The following is a 13208-nucleotide window of genomic DNA, read 5'->3' as shown; positions in this document are numbered from 1 at the left end:
GATTTACCCAAGGAGTTCCTATGCCAACCGTCCATTTCACCGACGCCGAGGGCGCTGTCCGCGATGTCGAGGGCAACGCCGGCGACTCCGTCATGGAAACCGCGGTCCGCAATGGCGTGCCCGGCATCGTCGCCGAATGCGGCGGCTCGCTGTCCTGCGCCACCTGCCACGTGTTCGTCCGCGAGGACTGCCTCGCGCAGCTCCCGCCGATGGAGGACATGGAGGATGAGATGCTCTACGGAACCGCCGTGGACCGCGAGGACAACTCCCGGCTGTCCTGCCAGCTCCGCCTGACGGACGAGACTGAACTGTTCGTCACCACCCCGGAAACGCAGGTGTAGCGATGGGCGCCCATGCTGCCGCGGCGGAGCAGACGTCCGCCGGCCCAGGATCGCCCGCGGCGGTCCCCACGCGCACCGGCCTGCTGATCATTGGCGCCAGCCAGTCAGGCGTCCAGCTCGCGGTGTCCCTCCGGGCGCTCGGCTTCGATGAGCACATCACCCTGCTCGGCGACGAGGACCACCGGCCCTACCAGCGCCCGGCCCTGTCCAAGGAGTTCCTGCAGGGCACGGTGGAGAGCGAATCGCTGATCTTCCGCTCCAACGAATACTGGGCCGAGCACAACGTGGAGCTGGTCAAGGGCGAATACATCGTCCGGGTCGACAAGGACCCGGACGGCTCCGGCGTCGCGCATTCGGCTTCGGGTCGGCAGTTCCCCTTCAAACGGCTCGCCCTCACCGTGGGGGCCCGCGCCCGGAAGCTGGAGATCGACGGCGGGGACCTCGAGGGTGTGCTTTACCTCCGCAACGCCGACGACGCCCTGGCCCTCAAGGCCCGGGTGGGGGACGCACGGGACGTGGTGGTGATCGGCGGCGGGTTCATCGGACTCGAAGCCGCATCGAGCCTGCAGAAGATGGGCAAGAACGTCACGGTGCTGGAATTCGGCCCGCGGCTGGTAGGCCGCGCTGTCGGCGAGGAGACCGCCGAATACTTCCTCCAGGCCCACCGGAGCCGCGGCCTGGACATCCGGCTCAATACGAGCGCCAAACGCTTCACCGCAGACGGCGCTCCGGAAGACGGCCGGCGGGCAGTCGCCGGCGTCGAGCTCCAGGACGGCACGGTCCTGCCGGCGCAGATCGTGCTGGTCGGCATCGGCGTGATCCCCAACACCCAGCTGGCCGAACAGCTCGGCCTGGCCGTGGACAACGGGATCGTCGTGGACCGTTTCGCGCTGGCCTCGGACGGTACCACGGTGGCGATCGGCGACTGCGCCAACATGCCGAACCCGGTGCCCGGCTCGGAACCGGGGGAGCGGATCCGGCTCGAGAGCGTCAACAACGCGATCGAACACGCCAAGGTGGCCGCCTACTCGCTCACCGGCCGGCGTGAGGAATACGCCGGCATCCCGTGGTTCTGGTCCAACCAGGCCGACCTCAAACTTCAGATCGCAGGTCTCTGCAACGGCTATGACCAGACGGTGCTGCGTCGGGACGAGGACCGCGGGAAATTCAGCGTCCTCTACTACCGCAAGGGCCAGATCATCGCCGCGGACTGCGTCAACGCCCCGCTGGACTTCATGGCCGTCAAGAACGCGCTGGCCAAGGGCCAGAACATCCCGGCCGACGCCGCCGCTGACCCGGCCACACCCCTCAAGACGATCACTACGGACAGCTAACTGCACTCAAACTGTCAGTCGGCCCCACCCGAAGGAGCACCATGACCACCCCCAAGACCCCGGTTGCCGAGGCCGGCCCTGCCAACCCGGCATCCGACCATCCCGAGGCCCCTGATTCCGCAACTGTTGATCCCGCGGCTGCGCGCTTCGCCGCCGCGTACCCGGTCCGGCCCGTCCCGGCGACGGGACCGGTGGACACTGCCCCGATCGCCACCACCCCGGCGGCGCTCGCGGAACTCGACGGACTCTGGCGGGCCGTGGTGCACGAGACCCGCACCCGCGGCAACGACATCCACCTGCCGATCTCGCTCGCCTTCGCCGAGCGGCTGTGCCGCGCCTACCCCGACGCCGACGCCGAACTTGTCCGGGTCGCCACCCTGCTGCACGACACCGGCTGGGCCCACGTGGACGAATCCCGGATCATTTCCGAGGGCTTCGCGGGGGACTGGCGCAAGGCCGCCATCCGCTACGAACACGAAAAGCAAGGCTGCGAGGTCGCCCGCAGGGTGCTGCCGGACCTGGGCTACGACGCGGACTTCGTCGAGCGGATCTGCGCCATCATCGACGGCCACGACACCCGCCCGGAGGCGCACTCCCTCGAAGACGCGTTGATGCGCGACGCGGACCGGCTGTGGCGCTTCGACCACGCCGGGATCGCGTTGGCTTCCTCCTGGTTCGGGATGGACCCGGCGACGTACACCGACCGGCTGGCCACGGAAATCGTTCCCGAGCTCATCACCCAGGCCGCCCACGACATGGCCGCGGCGGACCTGAACCGTTCCACCGCCCTGCTGAAGACGGCGGTGATCCGGTGACGGCCGCCACGCACGACGCGGCCGCCCTCGCAGCGCGGGCCGCGCTGAGCCTGCCGTACACCCACGTGGACGACATCTTCGTCGACGGCGCCTGGATCCCGGCGCGCGGAACCGGCCGCAACCCGGTCACCGACCCCGCCACCGGCGAAGTCTGGGGTTCGGTGCCGGACGGAACCCTCGACGACGTCGACGCCGCCGTCGCCTCCGCCCGCACGGCCTTCGACGGCGGCGCCTGGCCGCGGCTGGCCCCGTCCGAGCGGGCCGCCTATCTGCTGCGCATCGCCGAGGAAGTCGAGAAGCGTGCCGGGGAACTGTCGCTGACCAACACCCGCGAGAACGGCTCGCCGGTGTCCGAATCCGGCGGCGCCGCCGCCAACGCCGCCGGCATTTTCCGCTACTTCGCCACTTTGGCCGACTACCTTGAGCGCGAGGACGTGCGGGCTTTCCCCAAGGGTGGCGGCGAATCCGTGGTCCGGCGAGAACCGATCGGCGTGTGCGCGTTGATCGCGCCCTGGAACTTCCCGATCAACCTGGTGGTCATCAAGCTCGCCCCCGCGCTGCTGGCCGGCTGCACCGTGGTCATCAAACCGGCGTCGCCCACGCCACTGTCCCTGCGGGTGATCATCGACGCGGTGGCCGCCGCCGGCGTTCCGGCCGGCGTCGTCAACCTCGTCACCGGGTCCGGCCGGCTGGGCGATGCGCTGGTGAAGCACCCGGGCGTGGACAAGGTCGCCTTCACCGGCTCAACCCCCGTGGGCCGGAAGATCGCGGCGGCCTGCGGCGAGCTGCTGCGCCCCGTCACCTTGGAACTTGGCGGGAAATCCAGCGCGATCGTCTTGCCCGACGCGGACCTGGACGCCATGTCCAAAGTCCTGATCCGCTCCTCTATGCGCAACACCGGCCAGACCTGCTACATCTCCACCCGCATCCTGGCCCCCGCCAGCCGGTACGAGGAAGTGGTGGACATGGTCACCCGGACCATCGCGGCGGGGAAGCAGGGCGACCCGCTGGACCCGGACACGGTCTTCGGGCCTTGCGCCACGGAATCCCAGTACCGGACGGTGCTCGAATACGTTGAATCGGGACTGGCCGAGGGCGCCCGCGCCACCACCGGCGGACGGGCGGCGACCCTGGGCGGCGGCCTCGAAGGCGGCTACTTCGTCGAACCCACCGTGTTCGCCGACGTCACCCCGGAAATGCGGATTTCCCGGGAGGAGATCTTCGGCCCGGTGATCTGCATCCTGAGATACGACGACGCCGGCGGCAGTGTTGAGGAAGCCATTCAACTGGCGAACAACACGGAGTTTGGCCTGGGCGGGCTGGTGTTCGGGCAGGACCCGGAGGCGGCGCTGGCCGTCGCGGATCGGATGGATACCGGCTCCGTGGGTATCAACTTCTTTGCCTCCAACCACGCCGCCCCCTTCGGCGGCCGGCACGACTCCGGCCTGGGCACCGAGTATGGAGTCGAGGGCCTGGCCGCCTACCTGAGCTACAAGTCCATCCACCGCAAGCCCTAGGCCGCTGCGGGTCCGGGCCCGGCGAGGAACCTGCCGGGCCCGGGTCAGTGGATGGACGGCACGGTCCGGGGCCGGACCACCAGCCACAGCGCCGCGGCGGCGAGCAGAATGCAGCCGGCCTGGACCGCGCCCATCGGCGTTGCGGAGCCGAGGCCCAGCCAGCCGACGACGGGGGAGATGATGCCGGCCATCAGGAACGTGGCCGCGCCCAGCAGGGAAGCGGCGGTCCCGGCCTGCGCGCCGTGCTTGGCCAGTGCGAGCACCTGCACACAGGGGAAGGTGAACCCGGCCCCCAGGATGTAAAGCCAGAGCGGCACCATCACGCCCCACAGGCCGAAGCCGAGTTGGTCAAAGGCCACGATCAGCGAGGCCATCAGGACCATCCACGTCGTCGAGCAGGCCAGGATCCACTGCGGCGGGACACGTTTGATGAGCCGGGAACTGGTCTGCACGCCCGTGACGATCCCCAGCGAGTTGATCCCGAACAGCAGGCCATACTGCTGCGGCGAGAAGCCGTAGACGTTTTGGAACAGGAACGGGGAGGCGGAGAGGTAGGTGAAAAGGCCGCCGAAGTTCATCCCTGCCAGCAGCAGCATGCCCACGAAGATCCGGTCGGCGAAGAGGACACCGTACCGCTGGCGGACCGTCAGTCCGGAGGTGCCGCGCAGCTCACGCGGCAGGGTCTCGCGCACCACGAACACGGCCGCGATGATTACGCAGCTCCCGTAGCCGGCGAGGAACCAGAAGATCCCCGGCCATGGCATCAGCAGCAGCAGCTGGGACCCGATCAACGGCGCCAGGATCGGGGCCATGCCGTTGACGAGCGCCATCCGGGAGAACATCCTGACCATGGCATAGCCGCTGAACAGGTCCCGCACCATCGCCATCGCCACCACACCTCCGCCGGCCGCGCCGATGCCCATGAGCACCCGGAACAAGCCCAGCGTGCCGATGTCCGTGGACAAGGCGGCGCCGAGTGAGGTCCCGATGTGCACGGCGGTGGCAAGGATCAGCGGAAGGCGCCGTCCGAACTTGTCACTCAGCGGCCCCACCACCAGCTGGCCCAACGCGAAACCGACCGTTGTGCCGGTCAGAGTCAGCTGCACTGCGGCCTCGCTCACGCCCAGGCTCGCCTCCAGGGCCGGAAACGCCGGCAGGTAGAGGTCCACCGTGAACGGCCCAAGGGCCGTCAGGGCGCCCAGCATCAGAATGTAGAGGAGCTTGCGGCGGCGGCTGAGGGAATCCCCGGGATTGCTGCGTGTATGCACAGGAGACAATCCTAGGCCCGCACGGCCCACCCCGCCGCAGCCACACCTCAGCACAGCCGGCAGGCACGCCACGTCCGCCGCGGCGCCAGTGCGGGACACCGGCGGGACGCTGAATGATAGTTTTGACCCTTGGGGATGCGTGAGGCCGCGCAGGCCCGGCAATCCAGCGCAATCGTAGATGGAACCAGTGAGGCGGCACAGATGAGCGGACGGCACACCGGCAGGACCAACGGAGGGCTGCGCCTTTCCGCGTTGCCCAAGACCCTGAAACTGATCTTCAAGCTCGCACCCCGGCAGCTCAATGACGAGATTGCCTTCGCCAAGGCCGAACTTAAGCGCAAGGGCATCCAGCTCGGCGTCGCGGCCGCCTTCTTCGCCGTCGCCCTGATCTTTGTCGCGTTCCTCGTGATCGGGCTCATCGTGGCCGCCATCATGGGTCTGGCCACCATCATGCCGGCCTGGCTCGCTGCCTTGCTGGTCTGCGCCGCTTTCCTGGTGATCGCCCTGATCGTGGGCCTGATCGGCTACGGGCGGTTCAAGAAAGCTATGCCGCTGATGCCGGAGGAAACGATCCGGGGCCTCAAGTACGATCTCGGCATCGCGAAGGAAGGCTCCTCGTTCGACGCCGCCGTCCTGGACCCCAAGTCCCCGCAGGCCAAAGCCGCCAAGGCGGCCAAGGAAGAGGCCGCCGCCAAGGCCAAAGCCGAGAAGGAAGCCAAAAAGGCCGCCGAGCAGCCCGACCTCGGCCCCGCCCCGACCGAGGCCGATCTGCGCCGCCGCCTCGACCAGCGCCGCCGCCACCTCACCGGGGTCCGCGACGAACTCGGCGAGGAACTCGACGTCAAGAAGCAGGCCCAGGCCCTGCTCGCCGCCACCGCCCACCGGCTGGAGGACGGCAAGGACCTCGTGGACGACCGTATCGCCGCCTTCCGCAGCCACGGAGACGCTTCCGCCGCGCCGAAGACCGCCGACGCGACCGGCACGCCGGGCGAATCCGGTGCCGCGGCCGAGCTCGGCAAGCGCTGGAAGCCGCTGGCCGCCCTGGCCGCCTCGACGGCGGCCCTCGTTTTCCTGCTGCGCCGACTGCTCAAGGGCTAGGCAACACCCTGAACTCAAACGATCACCCGTTGCCGGCTGTGGAAAGGGGGAACTGATGAAGTTCATCGGCGCCGGGGCACGCCCCGGGCAGCCCCAGACCCATCACGACGTCGTTTTCACGGTTCCCAACCTGCTGACCGTGGTCCGTTTCCTGGGTGTCCCGCTCTTCATCTGGCTCGTCCTGGCCAAGCAGGAGTATGGCACCGCCGCGCTCGTGCTGGCCGTGATGGGCAGCACCGACTGGGTGGACGGCTACATTGCCCGCCGCTTCAACCAGATGTCCAACCTGGGCCGCATCATGGATCCCATCGCGGACCGGTTGGCCCTGATTGCGGTCGCGGTCACGCTGGTGATCGCCGGCGTCGTCGAGTGGTGGTACCTGACCGCCCTCCTCGTCCCGGACCTGGTGCTGCTCTCCATTTCGCTGTTCTACTTCCACAGCCACCCCGACCTTCCGGTCAGCCGGATCGGCAAGATCCGCACCGGCCTGCTGCTGCTCGGCACGCCGCTGCTGGTGCTCTCCAAGCTCCCGGTCGCGGGGACCGGCGCCTACTTCGTCGCCGCCTGGATCTGCCTGGGACTGGGCCTGGTCGGGCACTGGATCGCGGCCTACAACTACTTCTGGGCCATCATCCGCAAGGGCCGGGAGCGCAAGGCCGGCGCCACTGCCGCCGCGCCGGCCGCAGCGGACTCCACGGCGCGGAACACCGACGACGGCGGCCTCAGCTGATGGTCTGGTTCGCAGTTCTGCTGGCGGTGTCCGGCGCCTTCTTCCTGGCCTTCGGCGCCCAGCGGCAGGGGAGTGCGGTCAAGGCCGATACCGGCGGCCTGGCGCTCAGCTCCCACGGCTTGCTCCGCCTGATCAGGAACCCCCGCTGGGTCCTGGGCCTGCTGCTGCTGGCCGTCGGGACGGCGATGAACGCCGTCGCCCTCGTCTCTGCGCCCCTCACCGTGGTGCAACCGATCGGCGCGATCGCCCTGGTCATCACCACCATCATCAATGCCAAGGACCAAGGGCTCAGCATGAACCGGGCCACCGTGGTGGCCATCAGCTCCTGCGTCACCGGCTCGGCCCTCTTCGTGATCCTCGCCGTGACCGTCACTCAGGAAAACCACCACGTCAGCGGCTCTGACGAACTGACCATCGTGCTGCTGCTCGCCTTGGCCGTGAGCCTTTTCGGAACGCTGGCGCTGCTCTTCAAACACCGGATGAGCGCCTTCGTCTACATCCTCGGGGCGGGTGTCCTCTTCGGTTTCGTTGCCGTCCTGACCCGCATCATCGGCAAGCACCTGCTGGACCCGAACGGGCTGTTCCTGCTCAATGTGCAGTGGTACACGCTCCTGGCGATGGCAGCAGCCGGCGGGTTGGGATCGTGGTTCGTGCAGAGCGCCTACTCGGGGGGCCCGCCCGACCTCGTGATCGCCGGACTGACCGTGATCGACCCGATCATCGGCATCGCGATCGGCATCGTGATCCTGGGCGAACTGCGCCCGGACGTCCACGCCGTGACGGCAATTGCCATGGGCGCGGCCGCTTCCCTTGCTATCGTGGGAGTCATCGCCCTTTCCCGGCACCACCCCGAGGTCACCAAACGCAAGAAGGATGCGCGGAAGGCCGCGGGACGGCCGTCCTAGGGCGGCGCCACAGACTTCAGGCGCAGGCCCGGCGCCTGCGCCCACGGCCAGCCGGCCACCACAGGACCCGCTGACCGCACCGTGACCACCAGGAGCTATCCCCGTGACCATGCCCCAGAACGACAAACCCGGCAAACGACTGACCATCCTGATTGCCGCGGACACCTACCCACCGGACGTCAACGGTGCCGCTCAGTTCGGTTACCGCCTGGCCAAGGGCATGACCGGGCGCGGGCATGACGTCCACGTCCTCGCGTGCCGGCCCAGCAAGGGCAGGAGCTTTAGCGAGTTCCGCGACGAGGCCACCGTGCACCGCCTGCGCTCGCACTCGGTCCCGACCCATGAGTACTTCCGGATCACCTTCCCGTGGGAGATCAAGAAGGAAATCGGCCTGTTGTTCGACCGCATCCAGCCCGACGTCGTGCACATCCAGAGCCACTACATGATCGGCGAGCACGTCCTCTACGAGGCGGTGAAGCGCGGGATCCGGATTGTCGCGACCAACCACTTCATGCCCGAGAACCTGAACCCGTTCCTGCCGTTCCCGCAGTGGTTTAAAGACATCGTGGGCCGGGTGTCCTGGCGCGACATGGGCAAGGTCATGGGCCAGGCCGACGTCGTCACGACCCCCACGCCGCTCGCCGCGAAGGCCATGCACGAGCACGCCTTCCTCCGTAAGGTGCTGCCGCTCTCCAACGGCATTGACGCGGCCGCCTACGAACTGCAGCCCGGCGAGGAAGCCGCGCCGCATGCCAGCCCCACCGTGCTGTTTGTCGGCCGCCTCGCCGAGGAGAAGCACATCGACGTGCTGATCGATGCCGTGGCCAAGACTCCGCCCGCGCTGGACGTCCACCTGGAAATCGTCGGCGGCGGCGAGGTGCGGCCCGCCCTCGAGGCCCAGGTCCAGCGTCTCGGCCTGCAGGGCCGTGTGAAATTCCTTGGCCTGGCCAGCGACGAGGACCTGCGCCGCGCCTACCTGAGCGCGGACCTGTTCTGCATGCCCGGCACCGCCGAGCTCCAGTCGCTCGTGACCCTGGAAGCCATGTCCGCGTCCACCCCGGTGGTGCTGGCCGACGCCATGGCCCTGCCGCACCTGGTGCGCGACGGCGAGAACGGCTTCCTGTTCACCCCGAACGACAGCGACGACCTGGCCGCCAAGATCGAACGTGTGCTGTCGCTTCCCGCCGCCGAGCGTGCTGCCATGGGCAAGGCGAGCCGGAGCATGGTGGAAAGCCACAGCATCGAGCGCACCCTGCAGACCTTCGAGGACATCTACCGCGGGGCCAGCTACGACGACCTCGTCGTCTAGGCGGCACGCGGCACTCGCGGCACAGGCCGGCGCGTCGCCCACGGCGCCCGTCCGCCGGGGCGGGGCGACTACTATTGCTAGAGTGTTTTTGCCCGGCATGGACCGGCCCGCAAGGGCCGGCCGTCCGGGCCTACGGGGCTATAGCTCAGCTGGTTAGAGCGCGGGACTCATAATCCTAAGGTCCTCGGTTCAAGTCCGAGTAGCCCTACACCTAGATCCTGCGGGTTTCAGCCTGTCTCAGGATCATCCCGTGGGACTTCGTGGCACTAACTTGTCACTACGCGAAGTTATCCACAGGTAAGGCACCCGTTCTGACCCAGTCATGAGGGCGGGTGCTTTCTTGGTATATGACTCGTGGCATGCCGCGTCTTCGGTGGCTACTTTGAACAACCGCTCTTCCACCCTGGTGCCTGTGACTGTCGCCTTTGTTGACTTCCTGCGCTTCTATCCGGGAGTTTCAGGCATACGAAGAATTGCACGCGTCCTGTTCCGGCGATAGTCAGGCGGCAAATCGCCCGGAGTCATTTTGCCTCCGGGCGATTTGCTGTGGGGGACTGGATTTCAAGGACGCACATCGGGGGGACTGCAAAGAGAAGATGCTTGCCCTCTAGCTTGGAGCGGGCGCTGGGAGCCTGGGTAGACCGAAGGTGGACGTCGCAGCGACCTGGCGGTAGGCGCCACCACCCCCAAGCCGTGAGTTTTAGATTCGCCTTACGACTGGCAGGCGTACACCGTCCGGGTCGTGCAGACGACGACTCCCCATCCGAGGTTCGCCACTCCCACGCCCGGATTCCCAATGTTCGGGCTGACGCCGGTCCAGACCGCCGATACTCCTCCGAGCGGACCCGCCATGCTCTGCGCCGCTTCTGCCCGGACGTACATGTTGACGTCATCGCCCGAAAGGATGAAGCCGCCGCACCCATTGGTATCGGACTGCATGGTCAAGATGCTGGTCCAGTTCACCGTGTCGGCACTTACCTCGATATAGACGGGCTCGTTGTAATAGGCGTACCCGTTGTAGTAGCTGAAGCAAAAATATCCACCTGCTGCCGCGTCAGCAGGTGGTGCCACGACAACAGTTCCCAGCACAACCATCGCTAAGGAAATCAGCGCCGTAGTAATTCTTCGCTTGAGACCCCTGCTCCAAGATGTGGCCAGCGCGGTGAGACGGGCAGGATACCTACGGTTCGTCAACATTGTGTCGCCCAACTTGTGCAGACGACGATGCCGGTCCCTAAGTCAGCAGCAGCTTCTCCCGGATATGCGGTCCACTGGCTGTAACCAAGCCAGTACATCATTGCTCCGCCCTGTCCGTCCGGGGTAGGCAAGTCGGTGTACGCCATCACGCGGGAGTACATGTTCATGTAGCTTCCAGAGAGCGTGTACGAACCACATCCGTTTGCCCCTGTTGTCATGGACAAGACGCCATCCCAATTGGTGTAGTCCCAGCTCACTTGGACAGTCGCGGGCAGGTTTGCATATGGGGTTCCGTCTTGGTTCACGAGGCAGTAAAAGTTCTTGGACGAGGCGTTGGCTGGTGGAGCGATGGCGACCGTCCCTAGAACCAGCATTGCCAGGGAGATCAGTGCGGTAGTGATTTTGCGTCTCATCGTGATCCTCTTTCATCACTGGCGACGGTGCGGGTCATTGACCTCCGGCACGACGCCCGTTCAGGATGGTTTGCCGTTCCCGGACAGAACAATGACAGCAGTGAAGCTTTGCCTTCTTCCGCTTTCAGAAAGGATGTCTGTCGCGTGCCGCACGGTTTCGGTCACAATTTGCCGCCGTGGCAACCATTGAAGGTTGCCTGCCATCACAAGAATGTGAGCAGAAACTGATGCTGCGAGAGCATCAATAACATGGCGCAGTGAGCGAGTCATGAGAGGTAGCCCCAATATTTGCGGATTATTCCGTGCATGAGCCGATTAGGCTGATGCCTGCCCCTCGCAGGTGTTTTTGCTCTCAGACGAGAGACTTGAGCGCGTTTCAGCGGGAAATGTGCCCCTCATCCTCAATAATGAGGAAGCTGGGTGATGCGGTCATACTAGTCCTCATGGAACAGTCATAACAATGCTGCTGACAACCGTTCTAAGGCACTATCGCGCACTGGAGTGACGCGAGCTGCGCAACGGCACAGCTAAGCCCGGAGAGCAGCAACGCGGGGCTGCCAGCTACAGCACGCCGGGAAAGCCAGAGTCAGACGTTTCCGAAGGCATCAACGCGGCACCGGTAGTCCAGTCCCGTCCAGCCAACCCGACACCAGCTCTCCATGTCACTACGGTGTCACTGCAGAGTGTTCTGTCGGTGAGGTTGCGCTGTGCGGTACCATCCATCGCCGGTGAACGCCAGGTCGCTAATGTTCTTGCGGGTACTGGACAGCGTGCCATCCGCCTGCTGCATGCCGCGCGGGACTCATAATCCTAAGGTCCTCGGTTCAAGTCCGAGTAGCCCTACCCCCCCTTGGGGAATATCCGCGGAATGTCCGTGGAATCTCCCGAACAGTCCGCGTCCACGGGGCCGCCGCAGGCGTTAACGCGCCGGCCGTGGCCCGTTGTGCGTTGTGCAAGGCGTGTGCCCCGTCACTTGCCACCCGGCCGAATACTGCGGTAAGTTACTCATGAGTAACATAACTGCGGCGCGCTGCCCGCGCCCTTTTGATCGCTGCTGATCACGAGTGAAGGAACGACATGTCCAAAGCTGCAATCGACATCAACAACCTGCCCTACGCGGACGGCGACTTCTTCGCGTTCGAGCAGCTGCTCAGCGGCAAGGAACAGGACCGGCTGGCGGAGGTCCGCGAGTTCCTGGCCCGCGAGGTCAAGCCGATCGCCGTGGACTGCTGGAACCGCGCCGAGTTCCCGATGGAACTGATTCCCAAGCTGGCGGAAATCGACCTGGTCAGCCCGGTCAAGCGCCAGGGCTACTCCAACCTCTTCGCCGGGATCCTGCACGCGGAGGCAACCCGCGCCGACACCTCCATCGCCACCTTCATGGGTGTGCACGACGGGCTCTTCACCGGTTCGATCGAGGCGCTCGCGTCGCAGGAGCAGCAGGAGGCCTGGCTGCCGGACATCTACTCGCTGAAGAAGATCGGCGCCTTCGGGCTGACCGAACCCCTCGGCGGCTCCGACGTCGCCGGCGGCACCCGCACCACGGCCCGGCGCGAGGGCGACAGCTGGATCCTCAACGGCGCCAAGCGCTGGATCGGCAACGCAACGTTCTCCGACTGGGTGGTCATCTACGCCCGCGACCTTGCCGACAACCAGGTCAAGGGCTTCCTCGTGGACACCAAGACCGAGGGCTACAGTGCCACCAAGATCGAAAACAAGATCTCGCTGCGCACGGTCCAGAACGCCGACATCACCCTGGACAACGTCGTGGTGCCCGACTTCTTCAAGTTGGCCAATGCCAACAGCTTCCGCGACACCAACAAGGTCCTGAAGGTCACCCGCCTGGCCGTCGCCTGGCAGGCCGTCGGCCAGCAGCTCGCCGCGTTCGACGTCGCCCGCCGCTACGCCGTCGAACGGAGCCAGTTCGGCCGCCCGATCGCCTCCTTCCAGCTGGTCCAGCACCAGCTCGTCCAGATGCTCGGCAACGCCGTCAGCTCGATGGGCATGATGGTCCGCTTGTCCCAGCTCGAGGACGCCGGTGAGGCCAAGGACGAGCAGTCCGCCCTGGCCAAGGCGTTCACCACGGCGCGGATGCGCGAAAGCGTCGCCATCGGTCGCAGCCTCCTCGGCGGCAATGGCATCGTCACCGACTACGAGATGGCCAAAGTCTTCTCCGACGCCGAAGCGATCTACTCGTACGAAGGCACGCACGAGATCAACACCCTCGTCACCGGCCGGGCCATCACCGGTATCTCGGCCATCGTGTAGGCGGTACTCGTCT

General features: G+C 66.3%; 12 protein-coding genes and 1 tRNA gene. 10 read left to right on the top strand and 3 right to left on the bottom strand.

The window, feature by feature from the left end; translation table 11 throughout:
• Positions 1-20: 20 nt before the first annotated feature.
• From ACZ5Z0_RS04250 to ACZ5Z0_RS04235, 4 genes are read left to right on the top strand one after another with little or no spacing between them, the layout of a single operon-like run.
• Positions 21-341: a 2Fe-2S iron-sulfur cluster-binding protein gene (locus ACZ5Z0_RS04250; RefSeq protein ID WP_464110022.1), complete on the top strand. Its 321-nt coding sequence runs from the start codon at positions 21-23 to the stop codon at positions 339-341.
• 2 nt (positions 342-343) lie between these two features.
• Positions 344-1675, top strand: coding sequence for an NAD(P)/FAD-dependent oxidoreductase (locus ACZ5Z0_RS04245; RefSeq protein WP_464110021.1), 1332 nt, complete (start codon positions 344-346; stop codon positions 1673-1675).
• Between the two features lie 41 nt (positions 1676-1716).
• The gene (locus ACZ5Z0_RS04240) at positions 1717-2490 is read left to right on the top strand and encodes an HD domain-containing protein (protein ID WP_464110020.1); all 774 of its coding nucleotides are present in this window, start codon (positions 1717-1719) and stop codon (positions 2488-2490) included.
• Complete coding sequence (locus tag ACZ5Z0_RS04235) at positions 2487-4007, top strand: aldehyde dehydrogenase family protein (protein WP_464110019.1); 1521 nt, start codon at positions 2487-2489, stop codon at positions 4005-4007. Before ACZ5Z0_RS04240 ends, ACZ5Z0_RS04235 begins: the two co-directional genes overlap by 4 nt.
• A 44-nt stretch (positions 4008-4051) precedes the next feature.
• Here the strand turns inward: ACZ5Z0_RS04235 and ACZ5Z0_RS04230 are convergent, their stop codons facing one another.
• Positions 4052-5212: a multidrug effflux MFS transporter gene (locus ACZ5Z0_RS04230; RefSeq protein ID WP_464110709.1), complete on the bottom strand. Its 1161-nt coding sequence runs from the start codon at positions 5210-5212 to the stop codon at positions 4052-4054.
• 264 nt (positions 5213-5476) lie between these two features.
• Here ACZ5Z0_RS04230 and ACZ5Z0_RS04225 point away from each other — a divergent pair, with 264 nt between their 5' ends.
• The 5 genes from ACZ5Z0_RS04225 to ACZ5Z0_RS04205 all read left to right on the top strand — a co-directional run bounded on the left by ACZ5Z0_RS04225 (position 5477) and on the right by ACZ5Z0_RS04205 (position 9525).
• On the top strand, positions 5477-6373 hold the full coding sequence (locus tag ACZ5Z0_RS04225) for a phage holin family protein (protein ID WP_464110018.1): 897 nt from the start codon (positions 5477-5479) through the stop codon (positions 6371-6373).
• A gap of 55 nt (positions 6374-6428) precedes the next feature.
• Positions 6429-7103 (top strand): CDP-alcohol phosphatidyltransferase family protein, encoded by a 675-nt coding sequence (locus ACZ5Z0_RS04220; RefSeq protein WP_464110017.1) that lies wholly within the window; start codon positions 6429-6431, stop codon positions 7101-7103.
• Entirely contained in the window at positions 7103-8008 is a 906-nt protein-coding gene (locus ACZ5Z0_RS04215; RefSeq protein WP_138769838.1) for a DMT family transporter, read from the top strand. Before ACZ5Z0_RS04220 ends, ACZ5Z0_RS04215 begins: the two co-directional genes overlap by 1 nt.
• Before the next feature lie 109 nt (positions 8009-8117).
• Positions 8118-9317, top strand: coding sequence for a glycosyltransferase (locus ACZ5Z0_RS04210; protein WP_464110708.1), 1200 nt, complete (start codon positions 8118-8120; stop codon positions 9315-9317).
• A 134-nt stretch (positions 9318-9451) separates the two neighbouring features.
• Positions 9452-9525: transfer RNA gene (locus ACZ5Z0_RS04205), tRNA-Ile, on the top strand.
• Positions 9526-10028: 503 nt separating this feature from the next.
• Here ACZ5Z0_RS04205 and ACZ5Z0_RS04200 read toward each other — a convergent pair.
• Positions 10029-10388 (bottom strand): hypothetical protein, encoded by a 360-nt coding sequence (locus tag ACZ5Z0_RS04200; protein ID WP_464110016.1) that lies wholly within the window; start codon positions 10386-10388, stop codon positions 10029-10031.
• A 119-nt stretch (positions 10389-10507) separates the two neighbouring features.
• Entirely contained in the window at positions 10508-10927 is a 420-nt protein-coding gene (locus ACZ5Z0_RS04195) for a hypothetical protein (RefSeq protein ID WP_464110015.1), read from the bottom strand.
• A 1077-nt stretch (positions 10928-12004) separates the two neighbouring features.
• Between ACZ5Z0_RS04195 and ACZ5Z0_RS04190 the strand changes: the two genes are divergently transcribed.
• Positions 12005-13195 carry an acyl-CoA dehydrogenase family protein gene (locus tag ACZ5Z0_RS04190; RefSeq protein ID WP_464110014.1) on the top strand — a complete coding sequence of 397 codons (1191 nt, stop codon included), beginning with the start codon at positions 12005-12007 and terminating at the stop codon, positions 13193-13195.
• Positions 13196-13208: the final 13 nt, after the last annotated feature.

It is taken from the genome of Arthrobacter sp. T2-23, from assembly GCF_055398325.1.
Note: the sequence above shows the minus strand (reverse complement) of the source record. Positions and strands in the feature narration are given on the sequence as shown.